This window comes from Micromonospora sp. ATA51 (genome assembly GCF_016802855.1).
Taxonomy (GTDB): domain Bacteria; phylum Actinomycetota; class Actinomycetes; order Mycobacteriales; family Micromonosporaceae; genus Micromonospora; species Micromonospora sicca.
This window is the reverse complement of the sequence record NZ_JAEVHJ010000051.1, coordinates 1-21,386: the sequence shown is the minus strand read 5'-3', so window position 1 is coordinate 21,386 and position 21,386 is coordinate 1. Positions and strand designations below refer to the sequence as shown.

Annotated in this window: 17 protein-coding genes and 4 pseudogenes; 6 read left to right on the top strand and 15 right to left on the bottom strand. The window is 72.6% G+C overall.

The genetic code is table 11. From position 1 onward, the window contains the following. Positions 1–12 precede the first annotated feature (12 nt). Positions 13–3,545, bottom strand: a pseudogene (gene dnaE, locus JNW87_RS11425) (DNA polymerase III subunit alpha). A gap of 195 nt (positions 3,546–3,740) precedes the next feature. On the opposite strand from dnaE, the gene JNW87_RS11420 reads away from it, so the two are divergent. Both JNW87_RS11420 and JNW87_RS11415 read left to right on the top strand, forming a co-directional pair. Beyond that, complete coding sequence (locus JNW87_RS11420; RefSeq protein ID WP_238453639.1) at positions 3,741–4,082, top strand: PadR family transcriptional regulator; 342 nt, start codon at positions 3,741–3,743, stop codon at positions 4,080–4,082. Continuing rightward, positions 4,079–5,029 (top strand): permease prefix domain 1-containing protein, encoded by a 951-nt coding sequence (locus tag JNW87_RS11415; RefSeq protein ID WP_238453638.1) that lies wholly within the window; start codon positions 4,079–4,081, stop codon positions 5,027–5,029. The genes JNW87_RS11420 and JNW87_RS11415 overlap by 4 nt, the downstream gene beginning before the upstream one ends. On the opposite strand, the gene JNW87_RS11410 is transcribed toward JNW87_RS11415, so the two are convergent. The 8 genes and pseudogenes from JNW87_RS11410 to pgsA form a co-directional block, all read right to left on the bottom strand. Next, entirely contained in the window at positions 4,974–5,618 is a 645-nt protein-coding gene (locus JNW87_RS11410; protein ID WP_238453637.1) for a GNAT family N-acetyltransferase, read from the bottom strand. The genes JNW87_RS11415 and JNW87_RS11410 overlap by 56 nt on opposite strands. A gap of 361 nt (positions 5,619–5,979) precedes the next feature. Continuing rightward, positions 5,980–6,732, bottom strand: coding sequence for a YebC/PmpR family DNA-binding transcriptional regulator (locus JNW87_RS11405; RefSeq protein ID WP_238453636.1), 753 nt, complete (start codon positions 6,730–6,732; stop codon positions 5,980–5,982). A gap of 218 nt (positions 6,733–6,950) precedes the next feature. After that, positions 6,951–7,556, bottom strand: coding sequence for a pyridoxal 5'-phosphate synthase glutaminase subunit PdxT (gene pdxT, locus JNW87_RS11400; protein WP_109800925.1), 606 nt, complete (start codon positions 7,554–7,556; stop codon positions 6,951–6,953). A 5-nt stretch (positions 7,557–7,561) separates the two neighbouring features. After that, positions 7,562–8,479: a pyridoxal 5'-phosphate synthase lyase subunit PdxS gene (gene pdxS, locus JNW87_RS11395; RefSeq protein WP_109800924.1), complete on the bottom strand. Its 918-nt coding sequence runs from the start codon at positions 8,477–8,479 to the stop codon at positions 7,562–7,564. 149 nt (positions 8,480–8,628) lie between these two features. Next, a complete protein-coding gene (locus tag JNW87_RS11390) occupies positions 8,629–9,132 on the bottom strand; it encodes a hypothetical protein (RefSeq protein WP_109800923.1) in 504 nt (167 codons plus the stop codon). An 81-nt stretch (positions 9,133–9,213) separates the two neighbouring features. Continuing rightward, positions 9,214–10,373: pseudogene (locus JNW87_RS11385) on the bottom strand (glycosyltransferase family 4 protein). 13 nt (positions 10,374–10,386) lie between these two features. Then, a pseudogene (locus JNW87_RS11380) lies at positions 10,387–11,323 on the bottom strand (phosphatidylinositol mannoside acyltransferase). Next, on the bottom strand, positions 11,320–11,940 hold the full coding sequence (pgsA, locus tag JNW87_RS11375; protein WP_109799734.1) for a phosphatidylinositol phosphate synthase: 621 nt from the start codon (positions 11,938–11,940) through the stop codon (positions 11,320–11,322). The pseudogene JNW87_RS11380 and the gene pgsA overlap by 4 nt, the downstream one beginning before the upstream one ends. 253 nt (positions 11,941–12,193) lie before the next feature. On the opposite strand from pgsA, the gene JNW87_RS11370 reads away from it, so the two are divergent. Continuing rightward, positions 12,194–14,356 (top strand): elongation factor G-like protein EF-G2, encoded by a 2,163-nt coding sequence (locus tag JNW87_RS11370; RefSeq protein ID WP_238453635.1) that lies wholly within the window; start codon positions 12,194–12,196, stop codon positions 14,354–14,356. Positions 14,357–14,425: 69 nt separating this feature from the next. Here JNW87_RS11370 and JNW87_RS11365 read toward each other — a convergent pair whose 3' ends face one another. Both JNW87_RS11365 and JNW87_RS40570 read right to left on the bottom strand, forming a co-directional pair. Continuing rightward, positions 14,426–14,989, bottom strand: coding sequence for an SDR family NAD(P)-dependent oxidoreductase (locus tag JNW87_RS11365; RefSeq protein WP_309233934.1), 564 nt, complete (start codon positions 14,987–14,989; stop codon positions 14,426–14,428). Further along, entirely contained in the window at positions 14,905–15,132 is a 228-nt protein-coding gene (locus tag JNW87_RS40570; RefSeq protein WP_309233933.1) for a hypothetical protein, read from the bottom strand. The genes JNW87_RS11365 and JNW87_RS40570 overlap by 85 nt, the downstream gene beginning before the upstream one ends. A gap of 102 nt (positions 15,133–15,234) precedes the next feature. On the opposite strand from JNW87_RS40570, the gene JNW87_RS11360 reads away from it, so the two are divergent. Beyond that, positions 15,235–16,074, top strand: a complete 840-nt coding sequence (locus tag JNW87_RS11360) for a helix-turn-helix transcriptional regulator (RefSeq protein ID WP_238453634.1) — start codon at positions 15,235–15,237, stop codon at positions 16,072–16,074. A 91-nt stretch (positions 16,075–16,165) separates the two neighbouring features. On the opposite strand, the pseudogene JNW87_RS11355 reads toward JNW87_RS11360, so the two are convergent. From JNW87_RS11355 to thrS, 4 genes and pseudogenes are all read right to left on the bottom strand, one after another. Continuing rightward, positions 16,166–17,223 (bottom strand): annotated as a pseudogene (locus JNW87_RS11355) (aldo/keto reductase). Positions 17,224–17,315: 92 nt separating this feature from the next. Further along, positions 17,316–17,948: a hypothetical protein gene (locus JNW87_RS11350; RefSeq protein ID WP_109799739.1), complete on the bottom strand. Its 633-nt coding sequence runs from the start codon at positions 17,946–17,948 to the stop codon at positions 17,316–17,318. Between the two features lie 57 nt (positions 17,949–18,005). Further along, entirely contained in the window at positions 18,006–18,521 is a 516-nt protein-coding gene (locus tag JNW87_RS11345) for an HIT domain-containing protein (RefSeq protein ID WP_109799741.1), read from the bottom strand. A 121-nt stretch (positions 18,522–18,642) separates the two neighbouring features. After that, positions 18,643–20,649, bottom strand: a complete 2,007-nt coding sequence (gene thrS / locus JNW87_RS11340) for a threonine--tRNA ligase (protein WP_109799740.1) — start codon at positions 20,647–20,649, stop codon at positions 18,643–18,645. A 205-nt stretch (positions 20,650–20,854) separates the two neighbouring features. Here thrS and JNW87_RS11335 point away from each other — a divergent pair, with 205 nt between their 5' ends. Beyond that, positions 20,855–21,073, top strand: coding sequence for a hypothetical protein (locus tag JNW87_RS11335; protein ID WP_238453633.1), 219 nt, complete (start codon positions 20,855–20,857; stop codon positions 21,071–21,073). A gap of 43 nt (positions 21,074–21,116) precedes the next feature. Beyond that, the coding region (locus tag JNW87_RS11330) for a DUF1775 domain-containing protein (protein ID WP_238453632.1) at positions 21,117–21,386 on the top strand (270 nt) is incomplete at its 3' end.

The window sequence follows — 21,386 nt, the reverse complement described above, 5'->3', positions numbered from 1 at the left end:
GTTGGGGGGTGATCAACTGACGTTGGTGGGGCCGAGGACGCTCTTCAGGTCGCCCATCAACGCGGTGGTGGCCGCCACCCGGAACGGTCCGAGCCGCAGGGTGGTCACCTTGCCGCCGTTGAGCAGCTTGACGTGCACCTCGGTGTCGCCCGGGTGCAGCACCAGGGTCTCCCTGAGCCGTTCCACCAGCGGCGGCGTGCACCGGTGCACCGGAATGGTGAGGGTGACCGGCTTGTTCGCCGGGTTGCTGCTGATGTCCGGCATGGACATGTCCATCGCCATGATCCGCGGCGTGTCGTCGCGGCGGTCCACCCGCCCCTTGACCACCACGATCGCGTCCTCGGCGATGTACTGCCCGATCACCTCGTAGGTGTTCGGGAAGAAGAGCGTCTCCACCCCGCCGGCCAGGTCCTCCAGGGTCGCCGAGGCCCAGGCCCGGCCCTGCTTGGTGACCCGGCGCTGCACGCCGGAGAGGATGCCGGCGAGGGTGACCACCGCCCCGTCGGGCACCCCGCCCTCCTCGGCGAGCGCGGCGATCGTGGTGTCCGCGGCCGCGCCGAGGACGTGCTCCAGGCCGAAGAGCGGGTGGTCGGAGACGTACAGGCCGAGCATCTCCCGCTCGAAGGCCAGCTTGTCCCGCTTGTCCCACTCACCGTCGCCGATGGTCGGCATGACCGTGGTGCTGCCGCCGGTGTCCGCCTCGCCGAAGCCGGCACCGAAGAGGTCGTACTGGCCGACCGCCTCCTTGCGCTTGACGTCGGCGTACGCGTCGATGGCGTCGGCGTGCACGGCGAGCAGGCCCTTGCGGGGGTGCCCCATCGAGTCGAACGCGCCGGCCTTGATCAGCGATTCGATGGTCTTCTTGTTGCAGACCACCGCGTCCACCTTGGACAGGAAGTCGTAGAAGTCGGCGTACTCGCCCTTCTCCTCGCGGCACCGCATGATCGAGGCGACCACGTTCGCGCCGACGTTGCGGATCGCGGCCAGGCCGAAGCGGATGTCCTTGCCGACCGGGGTGAACGGGCCGGCCGAGGTGTTCACGTCGGGCGGCAGGACCTGGATGCCCATCCGCCGGCACTCCGACAGGTAGAGCGCCATCTTGTCCTTGTCGTCACCGACCGAGGTGAGCAGCCCGGCCATGTACTCGGCCGGGTAGTGGGCCTTCAGGTACGCGGTCCAGTACGAGACCAGCCCGTAGGCGGCCGAGTGCGCCTTGTTGAAGGCGTAGCCGGCGAACGGCACCAGGACGTCCCACACCGCCTGGATCGCCTCGTCGGAGTAGCCGCGCTCACGGCAGCCGTCCCGGAACGGGATGAACTCCTTGTCGAGGATCTCCTTCTTCTTCTTGCCCATCGCCCGGCGCAGCAGGTCGGCTTGGCCGAGGGTGTAGCCGGCGAGGATCTGCGCGGCCCGCTGCACCTGCTCCTGATAGACGATCAGGCCGTAGGTGGGGGCGAGGATCTCCTGGAGCGGCTCCTCCAGCTCCGGATGGATCGGGGTGATCTCCTGCTGGCCGTTCTTGCGCAGCGCGTAGTTGGTGTGCGAGTCGACGCCCATCGGGCCGGGCCGGTAGAGCGCCAGGACTGCGGAGATGTCCTCGAAGTTGTCCGGCTTCATCAGCCGCAGCAGCGAGCGCATTGGCCCGCCGTCGAGCTGGAACACGCCGAGGGTGTCGCCCCGGGCCAACAGCTCGTAGGCCGCCTTGTCGTCCAGCGGCAGGGACAGCAGGTCCAGCTGCTTGCCGTGGTTGAGCTCGATGTTCTTGACCGCGTCGTCGATGATGGTCAGGTTGCGCAGGCCGAGGAAGTCCATCTTCAACAGCCCGAGGGACTCGCACGTCGGGTAGTCGAACTGGGTGATGATCGCCCCGTCGGCGTCCCGGCGCATCAGCGGGATGTGCTCGATGATCGGCTCGGCGGACATGATCACGCCGGCGGCGTGCACACCCGTCTGCCGGATCAGCCCCTCGATGCCCTTGGCGGTGTCGATCACCTTGCGCACGTCCGGATCCGACTCGTAGAGGCCCCGGATCTCGCCGGCCTCGGCGTACCGCGGGTGCTTGGGGTCGAAGATGCCGGTGAGCGGGATGTCCTTGCCCATCACCGCCGGCGGCATCGCCTTGGTGATCCGGTCGCCCACCGCGTACGGGAATCCGAGCACCCGGGCCGAGTCCTTGATCGCGGCCTTGGCCTTGATCGTGCCGAAGGTGGCGATCTGGGCGACCTTGTCCTCGCCCCACTTGTCGGTGACGTACTTGATCACCTCGCCGCGCCGACGCTCGTCGAAGTCGATGTCGACATCCGGCATGGACACGCGCTCGGGGTTGAGGAACCGCTCGAAGATCAGGCCGTGCGGGATCGGGTCGAGGTCGGTGATGCCGAGGGCGTACGCGACGAGCGAGCCGGCGGCGAGCCACGGCCCGGACCGACGGCGATGCCCTGGCTCTTCGCCCACTGGATGAAGTCGGCGACCACGAGGAAGTACGAGGGGAAGCCCATCTGGTTGATGACGCCCAGCTCGTACTCCGCCTGGACGATGTGCCCTTCCGGGATGCCACCCGGGTAGCGGCGGGCCAACCCGGCGAAGGTCTCCTTGCGGAACCAGGACTCCTCGGTCTCCCCCTCCGGCACCGGGAAGCGGGGCATCAGGTTGTGGAATTCGAACATCCCGGTCGGGTCGACCTTCTCGGCGACCAGCAGGGTGTTGCGGCAGCCCTGCTGCCACAGTTCCGAGGAGTCGACCGCGCGCATCTGCTCGGCTGACTTGATGAAGTAGCCGCCGCCCTCGAAGCGGAACCGGTTCGGGTCGGAGATGTTGCTGCCGGTCTGCACGCAGAGCAGCACGTCGTGCGCCTCGGCCTGCGCCTCGTGGGTGTAGTGCGAGTCGTTGGTGACCACCGGCGGGATGTCGAGCTTGCGGGCGATCTCGGTGAGCCCGTCCCGGACCCGGCGCTCGATGTCGAGGCCGTGGTCCATGATCTCCAGGAAGTAGTTCTCCTTGCCGAAGATGTCCTGGTAGCTGGCGGCGACCTTGAGCGCCTCGTCGAACTGGCCCAGCCGCAGCCGGGTCTGCACGGCACCGGAGGGGCAGCCGGTGGTGGCCATGATGCCCTCGGCGTGCTCGGCGATCAGCTCCATGTCCATCCGGGGCCACTTGACGTAGTGACCCTCCATGGAGGCGCGCGAGTTCAGCGTGAACAGGTTCTTCAGGCCGGTGGCGTTGCGCGCCCACATGGTCTTGTGGGTGATCGCGCCGTTGCCGGAGATGTCGTCGCTCTTCTGCTCCGGCCGGCCCCACTTGACCCGCGCCTTGTGGAAGCGCGACTCCGGCGCCACGTACGCCTCGACGCCGAGGATCGGCGTGATCCCGGCGGCCATCGCCTGCTTGTAGAAGTCGTTCGCGCCGTGCATGTTGCCGTGGTCGGTGATCGCCACCGCCGGCATGCCGAGCCGGTTGGCCTCGGCGAACAGGTCCTTGAGCCGGGCCGCCCCGTCGAGCATCGAGTACTCAGTGTGCACGTGCAGATGCGCGAACGAATCGCCCATGCGTGGCGCCCCCCGGGTCGGCTTCGTGGGTGGTGAGAAGTCGGTCGGCCCACCCTATCCCCGCCCCGAGAGGCACCTCCAGCAGCCGCGCGGGCAGATCACCGTCAGGGTGGTGTGGATCTCCCGGGTCGACCCGCCGCAACACAACGATGTTGCGCTATACATTGTTGTGTGGCACACAGTATCGTGTGAGTCGTGGTGAGCGAGGAGATCCTGCGGACCCATCTCCAGGAGTTGCGCCGCGGCACGGCGGTGGTGGCGAGCCTGGTCGCCCTGCGCCGCCCCGACTACGGCTACGCGCTGCTGCAACACCTCGCGGCGCACGGCTTTCCGGTCGACGCCAACACGCTCTATCCCCTGCTCCGGCGGCTGGAGGAGCAGGGGCTGCTGACCAGCGAGTGGAACACCGAGGAGAGCCGGCCGCGCAAGTTCTACCGCACCAGTGACGAGGGGGAGACGGTGCTGGCCCGCCTCCTCGACGACCTCGCCGCCGTGCAGACCTCCATCGCCGGGCTGATCGAAGGAGACCACCGATGAGTTCCCTGACCGACCGCTACCTCGCCGCCACTCTGCGGGCGGTGCCGGCGCCCCGCCGTGCCGAGATCTCCTCCGAGCTGCGCGCCGCCATCGAGGACATGATCGACGACCGGACCGGCGCCGGGCAGGACGCCGAGGCCGCCGAGCGCGAGGTGCTCACCGAGCTGGGCCAGCCGGAGCGGCTTGCCGCCCGGTACGCCGACCGTCGGCTCCAGCTCATCGGCCCCACCTACTACCTGGTCTGGCAGCGGGTGCTGCGGCTGATGCTGGCTACCGTGCCCGGCACCGTCGGCGTCGTGGTGGGCGTGCTCGAGGCGACCGTCGGCGACGACCCCGGCAGGGCGGTCGGCGTGGGCATCACCAGCGCGTTCCAGACGGCGGTGCAGATCGCCTTCTGGGTCACCTTGGGCTTCGCGGTCCTGGAACGGACCGACACCTCGCTGAACCTGCCCGAGTGGAGCGTCGACCAACTCCCGGAGGGTCCGGCGGAGCGGGACGTCCGGCTCACCGACACCTGCGCGTCGGTGGCGATGCTGCTGCTCACCCTCGCCTTCCTGCCCTGGCAACACTTCCAGCCCTGGGTCTCCGACACCGACGGCGACCGCATCCCGCTCCTCGACCCGGCGCTCTGGAGCTCGTGGCTGCCGTTCCTCGCGGCCGTGCTCGTGGCCAGCCTGGTGCTGGAGGTCGCCAAGTACCGCGCCGGGCGGTGGACCTGGCCGCTCGTAGCGGTGAACGCCGCCCTCGACCTCGCGTTCGCGGTGCCGGTCATCGTCCTGCTGCTCACCGACCGGCTGCTCAACCCGGAGCTGGTGCGGCGGTTCGACTGGCTGCGCACGGACGGACACCTCGACACCGTCGCCCGGGTAACGGTCGTGGTGGTCGCCGCGATCACGGTCTGGGACGTCGCCGAGAACATCGTGAAGGCCCGGCGCCACCACGCCTGACTGGGCCCCATTCCGGCCGGTCAGCCGGCGGTCCGGCGGCCCGCCACTCCTGGGCCAGCAGCGCGTACACCGCCTCGTCGACCCACTCCCCCTTGACGAACTCGTTCTGCACCAGGTGGGCCTCGTGGCGCATGCCGAGCCGGGTCAGCACCCGGGCCGAGGCGGCGTTGCGGGCGTCCAGCCGGCCGACGATCCGGTGCAGGCCGAGCCCGTCGAAGCCGAGCCGCAGCAGCTCCCGGGCCGCCTCCGTGGCGTACCCGTGGCCGGTGTGGTCGGGGTGCAGCACATATCCGAGCTCGCCCTGCCGGTGCTCGGCACTGGTCCAGATGAGTAGCACGTCGCCGACCAGCTCGCCGGTCGCCCGGACCACGATGGCCAGGTTCAGCACGTCGCCCGGCTCGCGCAGCGCCACGCGGGCGCGCTTGCGGGCCAGCGCCTCCCGGCTGGCGGCCTCGTCGTTCGGACCGAAGTAGAGGTAGCGGGTCACGTCGGAGCGGGACTGGTACCCGTGCAGGGCGGCGAAGTCGTCGGCGGTGAAGAGCCGCAGGTCGAGGCGGTCGGTGCGGAGCGGGAGATCGGGCAGGAGCATCCCGGCAGCGTACGGTGGGGCGCCACGGCCGGTCAGCCCGGTTTCGGCCCGACGGCAGCCGGCGGCGCAGGGCGGCCTTCGACGCGGTGGCCCGCCGCTGCGCCGAGGCCTCAGCGCCCTCCATAGGGGCGCCGACGCCTCGGGCGGGTCGGCCGATGGCGGCGACACCTGTCCCGGACGCTACGAAGCTGATGTCGTGGATGAATCACCGGCCGCCGGACCGGGCGCGCGGCCGGCCGTGCGGACGACACGGGTCAGCGCCGCATCGGTGAATCGTTCACGACATCAGCTTCGTAGTGCCGCAGCGGGATGTCCGGTGCCGGCCCGCCACCGCGACCCGGGGGCGCGCCGGCACCGACGGTCAGGCGTCGACGGCCGCCATCACGTCGTCGGAGACGTCGAAGTTCGCGTAGACGTTCTGCACGTCGTCGCAGTCCTCCAGCACGTCGATCAGCTTGAAGACCTTGCGCGCGCCCTCCTCGTCCAGCGGCACGTTCATGCTGGGGATGAGGGAGGACTCGGCCGACTCGTACTCGATGCCGGCGTCCTGCAGCGCGGTGCGGACCGCGATCAGGTCGGTCGGCTCGGAGACCACCTCGTACGCCTCACCGAGGTCGTTGACCTCCTCGGCGCCGGCGTCGAGGACCGCCATCATCACGTCGTCCTCCGTCGTGCCGGTCTTGGGCACGATCACCACGCCCTTGCGGGAGAACATGTACGACACCGAGCCGGCGTCGGCGAGCGAGCCGCCGTTGCGGGTCAGCGCGGTGCGCACCTCGGTGGCGGCGCGGTTGCGGTTGTCGGTGAGGCACTCGATCAGCATCGCCACGCCGTTCGGGCCGTAGCCCTCGTACATGATGGTCTGCCAGTCGGCGCCGCCGGCCTCCAGGCCCGAGCCGCGCTTGACCGCGCGGTCGATGTTGTCGTTCGGGACGGAGTTCTTCTTCGCCTTCTGGATGGCGTCGTAGAGCGTCGGGTTGCCGGCGGGGTCGCCGCCGCCGGTCCGGGCCGCGACCTCGACGTTCTTGATCAGCTTGGCGAACATCTTGCCGCGCTTGGCGTCGATGACGGCCTTCTTGTGCTTGGTGGTCGCCCACTTTGAGTGGCCGGACATCTCATACCTCCGTCTGTTGACTCACGCCTGCGTCGACTGTCCGCGCCAGCTCCACCGCCTGCACCGGCGGCTGGTCGGGTGGAGGGCTGCGGCGGGCGGTGAGCCCTGCCGAACCGCGGCAATCCTACCGAGGTCACTCCCCCCGGTGTCACACGCGCACCGGGCCGGGCGTGGAGCGGGCCCCCCTCCCGGCGGGAGGGAGGCCCGGGTCGGACCCCTCAGGCGGCCCGGACCAGCTCCACGAAGTAGCGGTGCAGCCGCAGGTCGCCGGTGAGCTCCGGGTGGAACGAGGTGGCCACCAGGTTGCCCTGCCGGACCGCGACGATCCGGTCCGCGGCCGGCCCCTCGGTGACCCGGCCCAGCACCTCGACGCCCGCGCCGACCCGCTCGACCCAGGGGGCCCGGATGAAGACGGCGTGGAACGGGTCGCCCTCGACCCCGGCGATCGCCACCGGCGCCTCGAACGAGTCGACCTGCCGGCCGAACGCGTTGCGCCGCACCGTCATGTCGATGCCGGCGAAACCGCGCTGGTCGGGCCGGCCGTCCAGGACCTCGGTGGCCAGCATGATCAGGCCGGCGCAGGACCCGTAGACCGGCATGCCGCCGGCGATCCGCTTGTCGATCGGCTCGCGCATCTCGAAGATGTCGGCGAGTTTGCTGATGGTGGTGGACTCGCCGCCGGGGATGACCAGCCCGTCGACCGCGTCCAGCTCCGCCGGACGGCGTACCGGGCGGGCGTCGGCGCCGGCCCCGGCCAGGGCCGCGACGTGCTCGCGCACGTCGCCCTGGAGGGCGAGCACCCCGATCTTCGGCTGGCCACCCATCGGCGTCACCAACCGCGCTCGGCCAGGCGGTGCGGCTGCGGGATCTCGTCGACGTTGATGCCGACCATCGCCTCGCCCAGACCACGGGAGACCTTGGCGAGCACGTCCGGGTCGTCGTGGAAGGTGGTCGCCTTGACGATCGCGGCGGCCCGCTGGGCCGGGTTGCCGGACTTGAAGATGCCCGAGCCGACGAAGACGCCCTCCGCGCCGAGCTGCATCATCATGGCGGCGTCGGCCGGGGTGGCGATGCCGCCCGCGGTGAACAGCACCACCGGCAGCTTGCCCGTCTGGGCGACCTCCTTGACCAGCTCGTACGGCGCCTGCAGCTCCTTGGCGGCGACGAAGAGCTCGTCCTCCGGGAGCGACTGCAGCCGGCGGATCTCCTGGCGGATCTTGCGCATGTGGGTGGTGGCGTTGGAGACGTCACCGGTGCCCGCCTCGCCCTTCGAGCGGATCATCGCCGCGCCCTCGGTGATCCGGCGCAGCGCCTCACCCAGGTTGGTCGCGCCGCAGACGAAGGGGACGGTGTAGGCCCACTTGTCGATGTGGTTGGCGTAGTCGGCCGGGGTCAGCACCTCGGACTCGTCGATGTAGTCGACGCCGAGCGACTGCAGGATCTGCGCCTCGACGAAGTGGCCGATGCGGACCTTGGCCATCACCGGGATCGAGACGGCCTCGATGATGCCGTCGATCATGTCCGGGTCGCTCATCCGGGAGACGCCGCCCTGCGCGCGGATGTCCGCGGGCACCCGCTCCAGCGCCATCACGGCGACCGCGCCGGCGTCCTCGGCGATCTTGGCCTGCTCGGCGGTGACCACGTCCATGATCACGCCGCCCTTGAGCATCTCGGCCATGCCCCGCTTGACTCGGGCGGTGCCGACGACGGGCGTGGCGTTGGCGTTCGGGGAGGTGGATTCGGACACGGGTCATCGCTCCTTGGGCGTGCTCAGGGGGTGGCTGCGAAAATGCTACGACGAGGTCAACGCCGGTCCGACAGCCAATCAGACCCACGGTGGCCTGCGGTGTGGCCCGCATCACCCCTGACCAGGGCCGCTGAGCGGCCGGCACCGGGTCAGCCGGTGGTGACGTCCGCCGGGACGGCGAGGGTGGGGTCGTCGACGTCGAAGTAGCGCGGCCACTGGTGCCGGCGCCCCATCCGGAACAGGCGTACCAGGGGGCGGCCGCGCGCCGACCGCGCGTCCCGAACCAGGTCGGTGTGCACCTGTCGGGCCAGCGCCAGCCGTCGGCTGGCCGCGATCACCGCCTCACACGCCGGGTCGGCCGGGTCCAGCTCGACCGCGCGCAACTGCCGGGTGAGGTCGTTCTCGGCCGCCTCCCGCTCCTCCGGCGGGGCGTCCAGGGCGATCCGCGCCGCCGCGTACAGCTCCACGCCGTACCGCTGCTCGGCCAGGACCGCCGCGGCCGCCGCGCGGCGCAGCAGGTGCGCGTCGAGCGCCCGAGCCGCCGACTCCGCGCGGGCCTGCAGCCGCTCGACCCGGCCGGCCGTCCAGATCAGGTACGCCGCGACGAGCCCGACGACCAGGATCGTGCCCACCACCCACCACATGCCCGGCATCGTAGTGCTGCTCCGTTCCCGCCCGGTTCGGCGCGGCTGCCGCCGACGCGCTCGTCACATCGGCCCCACTGGCCCCACCGTTCAGCCCATCCCCACCCATTCCTGGTCGATCACCCGACCGTCGGTGGCTTCGATCGCCGCTGCGTATACCTCCAGAACTCGGCGGGCAACCACGGGCCAGTCGAAATTCGCCACCGCCTGGTCGCCGCAGGCGGTCAGCGCGGCCCGCTGGTCGGCGTCGTCGAGCAGGCCGGCGAGCGCGGCCCGCAGCGCGGCCGGGTCGCCGGTCGGGAACAGCCGGCCGGCCCGCCCGCCGTCGAGCACCCGGCGGAACGCGTCCAGGTCGCTGGCCACCACCGTGGTGCCGGCCGCGAGGGCCTCGGTGAGGATCATCCCGAAGGATTCCCCGCCGGTGTTCGGTGCGACGTAGAGGTGCACGCTGCGCAGCATGCGCGCCTTGTCCGCCTCCGACACCAGGCCGAGGAAGGTTACCCGGTCCCGCAGTTCGGCGGGTAACTGGTCGTACAGGTCGTCCGGGTCACCCGGCCGGCCACCAGGAGCCGCAGCCCCGGCCGGTGCGGGGCCAACGCGACGAACGCGTCCCGCAGGATCGGGAAGCCCTTGCGCGGCTCGGTGAACCGGCCCAGGAAGCCGAGCGTGCCACCGGTGCCCGGCCCGCACTCCCCCGGCCAGCCGGGCAGCGGCTCGACCCCGGCGAACTTCGCCACGGTCACCCCGTTCGGGATCTCCACCGCGCCGCCGTCCATGTGCTCGACCTGCACCTTGCGGGCGAGGGCGCTGACCGCGATCCGGGCGGTGATCCGCTCCAGCAGGATCTGCAGCACCCCCTGCGCGGCGGAGAGCACCCGGGACCGGGTCATCGCGGTGTGGAAGGTGGCCACCACCGGGCCGCGGGCGCAGAGCACGGCGAGCATGGACAGGCTGGGCGTCAACGGCTCGTGCACGTGCAGCACGTCGAAGTCGCCCCGGGTGATCCAGCGCCGCACCCGGGCGGTGGAGACCGGCCCGAACGCGATCCGGGCCACCGACCCGTTGTACGGCAGCGGCACCGCCCGCCCCGCCGACACCACGTACGGCGGCAGCGCCGAGTCCTCGTCGGCCGGGGCGAGCACGCTCACCTCGTGCCCCAGCCAGATCAACGCCTCGGCCAGGTCCATGACGTGGTTCTGCACCCCGCCGGGGACGTCGAAGGAGTACGGGCACACGATGCCGATCCGCATTGCGCCCGCTCCCTCAGCTCGTCCCGGTGGCGGCCGACGGCGGCGCCGCGGTCCCGCCGCCGGTCGCCGTCGGCTGGTCCAGCCACCCTCGCTGCAACATGTGCCAGTCTTCCGGATGCCGGGCGATGCCCGCCGCGAGACCGTCGGCAATCCGTTGGGTCAGCGTCCGGACCCGCTGGTCCAACGGCCCGCTGTCCGGATCGGGCAGCTCCAGCGGCCCCTCGATGGCGGCGCAGGCGGCGTCGGCTCGTACCACAGGGAGGCCACGTAGAGCGGCGCCCCGGTGCGCAGCGCGAGCAGGGCCGGCCCGGCGGGCATCCGCGTCCGGCCGCCGAAGAACTCGACCTCGACACCCCGGGCGGAGAGGTCCCGGTCGGCCAGCAGCGGCACCACCGTCCCCGCCCGCACCCGGTCCACCAGCACGTCGAACGCCGGCCGGTCGCCCCCGTGGGTGGGCAGGATCTCCATGCCCAGGCCCTGCCGGAAGGCCAGGAACCGCTCGTAGACGCCCTCCGGCTTCAGCCGCTCCGCGACGGTGGTGATCGGCCAGCCGGTGGCCGCGACCCAGGCGCCGGCGGCGTCCCAGTTGCCGGCGTGCGGCAGTGCCACCACGGCCCCGCGGCCGGCCGCCACGTCGGCGGCGAGCTTCTCCTGCCCGTCGAGGCGGAACCCGGCGAGGATCTGCCGGCGACTCAGCGCGGCAGCCGGAAGACCTCCATCCAGTACCGGGCGTACGACCGCAGGCCGCGCCGGACCAGCGCGTCCAGCTCGGCGTCGGGCAGGTCGGGGCCGACCACCCGGCGCAGGTTGGCGCGGAGTCGGGCCGTACCGCCGCCACCCCGGTGGTGGGCGCGGTCGGCGCCCACCCGGAAGGCCGCGGCCACCACGGGCCGGGGCAGCGCACGGACCAGGCGCCAGCCGGCGATGTAGCCGAGCTCGGTGAGGTTCACTCCCGGCCGACCAGCTGGGCCTGCCGGTACACGTGGGCCATCCGCTGCCCCACGGTGAAGATCGACACGGCGGCCAGCAGCCAGAGCGCGATCTCCAGGGCCAGCGGCACGCCGAGGCCGGTGAGCAGGCCGCCCACCCCGACGATCAGCAGCCGCTCGGTGCGCTCGGCGACGCCCACGTTGGCCGTCATGCCGAGCCCCTCGGCCCGGGCCTTCACGTAGGAGACCAGCCCGCCGGCGGCCAGGCAGATCAGCGCGGCGGCCGTCCCGGCGTGGTCGCCCTCGGTGGCCAGCCAGTACGCGACCGCGCCGAAGACGGCGCTGTCGGCGATCCGGTCCATGCTCGAATCGAGGAACGCGCCGAACCGGGTGGAGCCGCCGCTCATCCGGGCCATCGTCCCGTCGAGCAGATCGGTGAGCGCGAAGACCGTGACGATCAGCGCCCCGGCGACCAGGTGCCCGCGGGCGCCGAAGCCGAGCGCGCCGACGAGCACGCCGAGGGTGCCGGTCACGGTGACCGCGTTGGGGGACACGCCCGCGCGGAGCAGGCCGCGCGCGACCGGCTCCACGACGCGGGTCATCCCCGCGCGGGCCGTCACTTGGAAGATCTTCGCCATGGCGGTCCCACGATAACGGCCGGCAGCGGTCCGCGATACGGCCGGTCGTGCCGACCCGCGGGAGGGAGGCTTGTGCGGGGTGGGCAACGGGTGTGAGATCGGAAGCGGAAGGTGAGGCAGCTCACCGACCCACCCGTTGAGTACCCGCCGTCCAGGAGACCACCGGAGGATATCGCCGCGGCACCCGCCCGGGCCCGCTTCCCCGTCGCGAGCGGCGGTCGCCACCACCACCGGCTGAGGGAGGTGCGCCGCCATGGCGCAGAAAAATCAGGAGAAGGGTGTCACCGGCGGCGCGCCGGTGGTGACCGAGCCCGGCAGGGTTCGCAACGTGGTGCTCGTCGGGCACTCCGGCGCCGGCAAGACCACCCTGGTCGAGTCGCTGCTCGCGGCCAGCGGCACGATCAACCGGGCCGGCACCGTCACCGACGGCACCACCGTCTGCGACCACGACCCCGCGGCGGTACGCCAGCAGCGCTCGGTGAGCCTGGCCTGCGCCCCGCTGCTGCACTCGGACGTCAAGGTGAACCTCCTGGACACCCCCGGGTACGGGGACTTCGTCGGCGAGCTGCGGGCCGGACTGCGGGCCGCCGACGCGGCACTGTTCGTGGTCTCCGCGGTCGACGGGATGGACGCGGCCACCGCCGCCCTCTGGGAGGAGTGCGCCGCCGTCGACATGCCGCGCGCCGTCGCGGTGACCCGGCTGGACCACCCGCGCGCCGACTTCGACGAGGCGGTGGCGCTCTGCCAGCGGGTCTTCGGCGACAACGTGCTCCCGCTGTACCTGCCGATGCTCGGCGACGACGGCGTGTCCGTGGTCGGCCTGATGGGGCTGATCACCCGACGCGTCTTCGACTACTCGGCGGGGCTGCCGGCCGTGGTGCGCGAGCCGGACCCGGAGCACCTGCCGGCGATCCTGGAGGCCCGCAACGAGCTGATCGAGGGGATCATCGCGGAGAGCGAGGACGAGACCCTGATGGACCGCTACCTCGGCGGCGAGGAGATCGACACCGAGGTGCTCATCACCGATCTGGAGAAGGCGGTGGTCCGGGGTCACTTCTACCCGGTGGTGCCGGTCTGCGCGGAGACCGGCGTCGGCCTGGACGTGCTGCTCGACGGTCTGGTCGCCGCGTTCCCGTCGCCGCTGGAGCGGGACCTGCCGGCGGTCACCGGGGTGGACGGCTCGCCCCGGCCGCCGCTGGCCTGCGACCCGGACGGGCCGCTGGTCGCCGAGGTGGTCAAGACCACCGTCGACCGGCACGTCGGCCGGGTCTCCCTGGTCCGGGTCTTCTCCGGCACGCTCCGCCCCGACCAGGTGGTGCACGTCTCCGGGCACGGCATGGCCGAGCGTGGGCACCCCGACCACGACGCCGACGAGCGGGTCGGGCACATCTACAGTCCGCTCGGCGCGACGCTGCGCGAGGTGCCCGTGTGCGTCGCCGGGGACATCTGTGCGCTCACCAAGTCGGGCAGCGCGGAGACCGGGGACACCATCTCCGCCAAGGAGGAGCCGCTGCTCATCGCGCCGTGGGAGATGCCCGAGCCGCTGCTGCCGGTGGCGATCGCGGCGAAGAGCCGGGCCGACGAGGACGCCCTGGCCCGCAACCTGGGCCGGCTGGTCGCCGGCGATCCGACCCTGCGGCTGGAGCGCAACGCGGAGACCCACCAGCTGGTGCTCTGGTGCATGGGCGAGGCGCACGCCGACGTGCTGCTCGACCGGCTGCGCAGCGGCGGCGTCGAGTTGGAGACCGAGCCGGTGCGGGTGGCGCTGCGCGAGACGCTGACCGTGCCGGCCAAGGGGCACGGCCGGCACGTGAAGCAGTCCGGCGGGCACGGCCAGTACGCCGTCTGCGACATCGAGGTGGAGCCGCTGCCCCGGGGCGCCGGCTTCGAGTTCGTCGACAAGGTGGTCGGCGGGGCGGTCCCGCACAACTACATCCCGTCGGTGGAGAAGGGCGTCCGGGCGCAGATGGAGCGCGGCCTGGTCGCCGGCTACCCGGTGGTGGACCAGCGGGTGACCCTCTTCGACGGCAAGGCGCACAGCGTGGACTCCTCCGACGCCGCGTTCCAGACCGCCGGCGCCCTGGCGCTACGGGACGCCGCCGAGAAGGGGCAGCCGGCGCTGCTGGAGCCGGTCGACGAGGTGACCATCCGGGTGCCCGACCCGTCGGTGGGCGCGGTGCTGGGTGACCTCTCCGGCCGGCGGGGCCGGGTGCTCGGCACCGAGCCGGACCCGGACGCCGAGGGCCGCACCCTGGTCCGCGCCGAGGTGCCGGCGACGGAGCTGCTCCGCTACGCCGTGGAGCTGCGCTCGATGACCGCCGGCGCCGGCACCTTCCGCCGCCAGTTCGTCCGCTACGACCCGATGCCCGCCCACCTCGCCGACCAGGCCCGCAAGGAGCACGGCACCCACCCCTGACGGACCCTGCCGGCGGGGTCGGTCCGGTCGAAGGCCCCTCTCCCCGGTGGGACGAGGGGCCTTCCGCTGCTACCAGGGGAGGGTGCCTTCGGCGTCGAAGTAGCCGCCGGTCGGGCCGTCGGGGCCCACCTGCGCCATCCGGACGATGATCTCGGCGCCCTCCTCGACGGTCTGCGTGCCCGTGCGCCGGTTGAGGTCCGTCGCGGTGAAACCGGGCTCCACCGCGTTGATCCGCATGTTCGGGAAAGCCTTCGCGTACTGCACGGTGATCATGTTGACCGCGGTCTTCGACGCCGGGTAGGCGACGCCCGGGTACGCGTACGTCGGCGTCCCCGCGGCGGTGACCCGGGCCAGCGAGGCCAGGCCGCTGCTGAGGTTCACCACGACCGGGGCGGCGGACCGCTGCAGCAGCGGCAGGAACGCGTTGGTGACGCGTACCACGCCGAAGACGTTCGTCTCGAACACCTGCCGCATCATGTCGGCGGTCACCCCGGCCGGGCCGATCACCGCGCCGTCCGGCGCGCGCTCCTCGATGCCGGCGTTGTTGATCAGCACGTCCAGTCCGCCCTCGGCCTCGACGGTCTTCGCCGCGGCCGCGACGGACGCGTCGTCGGTGACGTCGAGGAGAACCAGCCGCGCGCCCAGCTGCTCGGCGGCCCGGCGCCCCCGTTCGGCGTCCCGGCTGCGACGTAGACGGTGTGGCCTGCCGCGATGAGCCGGCGGGCGGTCTCGAACCCGAGTCCCTTGTTCGCTCCGGTGATCAGTGTTGTGGTCATGCCTCGACGCTACGGCCGGCCGGTGCGGTTACCCGGTGTGCCCGTTGTCCTGGGACTGCCGGTACCAGTCAGGCCCCCGGCCGGCGTTGCAGACTGGTGGGCATGGCGACGGAAGAGTTCAGACGGGCGGTGCACCGCTGGCGGGACCGGGTCTCGCCGGAGGCGGCCGGGCTGCCCGCCGGCGGGCGCCGGCGGGCGGCCGGACTGCGCCGTGAGGAGCTGGCCCTGCTGGCCGGGATCTCCGTCGACTACGTCACCCGCCTCGAACAGGGCCGCGCCGCCCACCCGTCGGCGCAGGTCGTCGAGGCCCTGGCCAGGGCCCTGCGGCTGTCGGGAGCCGAGCGCGCACACCTGTTCCGGCTGGCCGGGCTGGCGCCGCCGGGACCGGAGACGGTACCCGCGTACCTCACGCCGAGTGTCCAGCGGCTGCTGGACAGACTGGCCGGGACACCCGTCGCGGTCTACGACGCGTCCTGGACGCTGCTGGTGGCGAACCCGCCGTACGCGGCCCTGATGGGCGATCCGTCCGGATGGCGTGGCGACCAGCGCAACGGCGTGTGGCGACACTTCCACGGCCTGGGAGGCCGGGTCCGGCACACGCCGGAGTCCCTGCGCGGGTTCGAGGCGGCTCTGGTCGCCGACCTGCGCACGGCCGCCGGCCGCTATCCGGCCGACCAGCGGCTGCGGCGGCTGGTGGAGGAGCTGCGCGCGCACAGTGCGCGGTTCGCCGAGCTGTGGGATTCGGGCGCCGTCGGCCGCCACGAGGCCGCGCGCAAGACCATCGACCATCCGCAGGTGGGGCCGCTGACGCTGGACTGCGACGTGCTCACCGTGGCGGGCAGCGACCTGCGGATCATGATCTACACGGCCGAGCCCGGCACCGAGAACGCCGAACGGCTCGCCCTGCTCACCGTGCTCGGCACCCAGGCACTCGCCGGGTAGGCGCCCGGCACCCGCGCCGACCGTGGAGTTGCGGTGGCCACCTCGTCCGCCGCACCCCTGTCGCGGGACGCCCCAACCCATGACCGCCGCGTCAGGGACGGGCGGCGGGGACCGGGGCCATCGACCAGTGGGGGCGGTCGGCGTCGCGGAGGGCGGCGGTACGAAGCGCGGCGAGCTGCCGTTCGACCTCGGCGAAGTGGTCGGGGGCGAGGGGCCCCCGGTGCAGGGCGGCGGCGTTCTCCTCCACCTGGGCGACGGTCCGCGCGCCCGGGATCGGCACGCTGCGACCGCTGCGGGCCCAGATCCAGCCCAGCGCCCCCTGGGCGAGGGTCCGGCCGTCGGCGGTCAACGCGCCCCGGACGGCGGCCACCCGGCGCAGCCACTCCGGTGCCGGCCGGCCGCTGCGGAACCACTCCAGCCAGTTCGGGGCGGTGCCCCGCACGTCGTCGCGGGGCAGCGTCGAGTCGGTGGTGTACTTGCCGGTCAACAGCCCCATCCCGAGCGGCCCGCGGGCCACGCCGGCCAGGTCGTGCTTGTCGCAGACCGCCAGCATGGCCGGCGCGTCCCGCAGCACCGACAGACCGTGCTGCACGGCGGTGGCGCCGCGGGCGACCTGGGCGAAGGCCGCCACCCGGTCGGCCCGGTCGGTGCTCCAGCCGTACGCCCGGACCAGCCCGTCGCGACCAGGTCCTCCAGGGTGCCGATCAGCGCCTCGGCCCGGGGCAGCGGCAGGTCGCCGAGGTGCAACTGGTAGAGGTCGATCCGGTCGGTGTCCAGCCGGCGCAGCGAGTCGACCACCGCGCGCCGCAGGTAACCGGGCGAGGCGTCCTCCCCGGTGGCCTGCCGGGCCGCCTCGTCGAAGGTGTAGCCCCACTTGGTGGCGATCACCGCCGCGTCGCGGCGGCCGGCGAGCGCCCGCCCGAGGATCCGCTCACCGTGCCCCGCCCCGTACGTGTCGGCGGTGTCGAAGAGCGTCACCCCGAGGTCCAGCGCGCGGCGGACCGCCCGGACGGACTCGTCGTCGTCCACCGCCCCCCAGCCGAGCGGCCGGGAGCCCTCGGCCCACGGGCCGCCGATCGCCCAGCACCCCATGCCGAGCGCGCTGACCTCGATGCCGCTGCGGCCCAACGTCCGCGTGGTCACTGCCATCGGCGCATCCTGTCACCTCCAGCGCGCTGGAGGGCAAGAAGTTGACCCCCGTGCCCGACCGACCAGGTGCCACGGTCGACCGGACGTCGGGCTCAGCGGGGCGTGGCGTACGCCAGCGGCAGCGGGGTGGGCTGGCCCGGCCAGGTGCCGGCGAGCGTGGCACCGGCGCGCCCGTGGCCCGCGCCGGGCCGCCGGACGACGGCCAGCTCGACGGTGTCGGTGCCGATGAGCGCCGGGTCGCCGTCCACCACCCGGCGGGGCGCGCCCACGCTGGCGACGTCGACGTCCCCGGCGCCGCTGCTGGTGACGCTCATGCTCGGTGGGCGAACCTGCCGCTCGCCGTCGACCTCGAAGAACTCCTCGGCCTGGCCGGTCCCGGCGAGGATGGCGGCGGCCAGCGCGGCGGCGTAGACCGGGTCCCCGCAGGCGTCGTAGACCCAGCGCGGGCCGAGCACCGAGTGGTGGGTGGTGCCGACCAGCCAAGCGTCGGCGCCCTCCAGCGGCGCCCCGCGGTAGGTCAGCGGCACCTGGTGGACCGGCCCGTCACCGGCGCGGACCAGCATCGTCTCGATCCCGACCGCGCCGGCCGGGTCGTCGAAACGGTATCCCGCCACCCGTTCCACGTCCGCCCCCGTCGGCCCGTGGAACCAGGGCCGGTCGGGCAGCCACGCCGCCAGGAGTTCGAGCTTGGTGGGGCGCAGTTCCGCCCGGTGCAGCAGAGCCATGCGGCGCATCGTACCGGGGCGCGCCGCCCGCGTCCGGGGGCCGGGAGCCGGGCCCGGTCAGGCCGTCGGCCAGGCCTTGGCGAGCAGGTCGCGGGTGTCGGCGAGCAGCTGCGGCAGGACCTTGGTCCGGCCGATCACCGGCATGAAGTTGGCGTCGCCGCCCCAGCGCGGCACCACGTGCTGGTGCAGGTGCGCGGCGATGCCGGCGCCGGCCACGCCGCCCTGGTTCATGCCCAGGTTGAAGCCGTGCGCGTTGGACACGTGCCGGATCACCCGCATGGCGTCCTTGGTGAACGTCGCCAGTTCGGCGGTCTCCGGCGCGTCCAGCTCGGTGTAGTCGGGCACGTGTCGGTACGGGCAGATCAGCAGGTGCCCCGGGTTGTACGGGTACAGGTTGAGCACCGCGAAGACGTGCTCTCCCCGGGCGACGACCAGGCTCTCGTCCGGCGGCAGCCCGGGGGCCAGGCAGAACGGGCAGCCGGTCGGCTTCTCGTAGCCGCCCTCGGGCCGGTCCTCCCCGGAGATGTAGGTCATCCGGTGCGGCGTCCAGAGCCGTTCCAGCCCGTCCGCCAGACCGTCGTCGGTGCCGTTCTCGGTGCCGTTGCCGTAGTGCCGCGCCGCCCCAGTCACACCGCCGATCCTACGGTCACCGCGGCGGGTCCCACCCGTCCGCACCGGCCGGCCGGGCCCGGGGTCAGCTCTGGGCGGACGGCCCCGCGTTGCTCCGCGAGGTGACCACGTCGAGGACGTGGGTGACCGCCTCGGCCATCGGCACCCCGTTGCGCTGCGAGCCGTCCCGGTAGCGGAAGGAGACCGTGCCGGCGGCCACGTCGTCGTCCCCGGCGATCACCATGAACGGGATCTTCTGCTGCTGGGCGGTGCGGATCTTCTTCTGCATCCGGTCGTCGCCGGCGTCGACCTGCGCCCGGATCCCCTCCGCGCGCAGCGCCGCGACGAAGCCGTGCAGGTAGTCGGTGTGGTCCTCGCGGATCGGGATGCCGACCACCTGGACCGGGGCCAGCCAGGCCGGGAACGCGCCCGCGTAGTGCTCGGTGAGCACGCCGAAGAAGCGCTCGATCGAGCCGAAGAGCGCCCGGTGGATCATCACCGGCCGCTGCCGGGTGCCGTCCGCCGCCTGGTACTCCAGGCCGAACCGCTCGGGCTGGTTGAAGTCGACCTGGATGGTGGACATCTGCCAGGTCCGGCCGATGGCGTCCTTGGCCTGCACCGAGATCTTCGGACCGTAGAAGGCCGCGCCGCCCGGGTCCGGCACCAGGTCCAGGCCGGAGGACTCGGCCGCGGTCCGCAGCGCCTGGGTGGCCTCCGCCCAGTCCTCGTCCGACCCGATGAACTTCGGCGACTCGTCCCGGGTGGACAGCTCCAGGTAGAAGTCGTCCAGGCCGTAGTCGCGCAGCAGGTCCAGCACGAAGGTGAGCAGCGTGGACAACTCGCCGGGCATCTGCTCCCGGGTGCAGTAGATGTGCGAGTCGTCCTGGGTCAGGCCGCGGACCCGGGTCAGGCCGTGCACCACGCCGGACTTCTCGTACCGGTAGACCGTGCCGAACTCGAACAGCCGCAGCGGCAGCTCCCGGTAGGACCGCCCGCGCGCCCTGAAGATCAGGTTGTGCATCGGGCAGTTCATCGCCTTGAGGTAGTAGTCCGCGCCCTCCAGCTGCATGGGCGGGAACATCGTGTCGGCGTAGTAGGGCAGGTGGCCCGAGGTCTCGAAGAGCTGCGCCTTGGTGATGTGCGGGGTGTTGACGAACTCGTACCCGGCGGCCTCGTGCCGGCGGCGGGAGTAGTGCTCCATCTCCCGGCGGATGATGCCGCCCTTGGGGTGGAAGACCGCCAGGCCGGAGCCGATCTCGTCGGGGAAGCTGAACAGGTCGAGGTCCGCGCCGAGCTTGCGGTGGTCGCGCCGCGCGGCCTCCTCCAGGAGCTTCAGGTACGCCTTGAGCTCGTCCCGGGTCGGCCAGGCGGTGCCGTAGACCCGCTGGAGCTGCGGGTTCTTCTCCGACCCCCGCCAGTACGCGGCGGCCGAGCGCATCAGCTTGAACGCGCCGATCAGCCGGGTGTTCGGCAGGTGCGGGCCCCGGCACAGGTCCGACCAGCAGACCTTGTCCTCGTTCGCGGCGAGGTTGTCGTAGATGGTCAGCTCGCCGCCGCCCACCTCCATCACCTCGGAGGAGTCCAGCCCCTCGCCCTTGACGTCGATCAGCTCCAGCTTGAACGGCTCGGCGGCCAGCTCGGTCTTCGCCTCGTCGCGGTTCTTGAAGCGCCGCCGGCGGAACCGCTGGCCGGACTTGATGATCTCCTGCATCCGCTTCTCGAGCTTCGCCAGGTCGTCCGGCTGGAACGGCTTGTCGACCTGGAAGTCGTAGTAGAAGCCGTGCTCGATGGGCGGGCCGATGCCGAGCTTCGCCTCCGGGAAGACGTCCTGCACCGCCTGGGCGAGCACGTGCGCGGTGGAGTGGCGCAGCACGTTGAGCCCGTCCGGCGAGTCGATGCCCACCGGCTCGACGGTGGTCTCCTCGGCCGGCTTCCAGTCCAGGTCGCGCAGCACGCCCTGCGGGTCGCGGACCACGACGATCGCCTTCGGGCCCGTGGTGGGCAGCCCGGCCGCGGCCACCGCGTCGGCCGCCGTCGTCCCGGCGGCGACGACGACGGGGTCGGCCACGACGGGGGTACGGGGTGCGGACACGGTGACTCCTGTCGTCGATGCTGATCGGATGTGCCGATTACCGGCTCCTGCGATGCTATCGGTCGCCCGTTCGGCACCGTCGGCGACGCCACCGGCGTCCCGGACCGCGGTCCTCGGTCCGAGTTGCGCCCGCCGTTGAACCTTTCCGCCCTCCCGGCCGAACTACCGGGTGTGGCCGGATCCGGTGCCGGCCGCGTGGAGACGGATGGGGACGAGCATGACGATGACCCGGCGGGGCAGGTTCCGGGCGGCGGCGCTGGGAGCCGCCGTGGTGGCCGGGACGCTGAGCTGGCCCGGCCCGGCGAGCGCGGCCGAGGTGACGATCACGACCTTGCCGGCCCAGGTGCACCAGGGGGACGCCGTCGAGGTGGCCGTGGTGCTGCCCGAGGAACGGTCGGGCAGCCGGACAGCCGGATCGAGCTGAGAATGCGGCGGACGCGCCGGTCGGCGAGGTCTACCCGCTGTCGGTGCCCGGCTGGGCGCCCCGGATCACCACCCGCACCCTCGACCAGCCGGTGGCCGGCATCCACGCCCCGGAACTCGACCAGGTGACCGACGCGGTGACCTGGATCCGGATGCCGGGGGCGGCGGCCGGCGCCACCCGGCTGTCGCTGGGCATGGGTCCGATGCCGGCCACGGACCGGTTGACCTTCCAGTTGGTCCAGACGTACGCGACGGCACGTCGTCCGGTGGGTGGATCCGCCGGGCGGGGCGCACCCGGCGCCGACGGCGCCCCT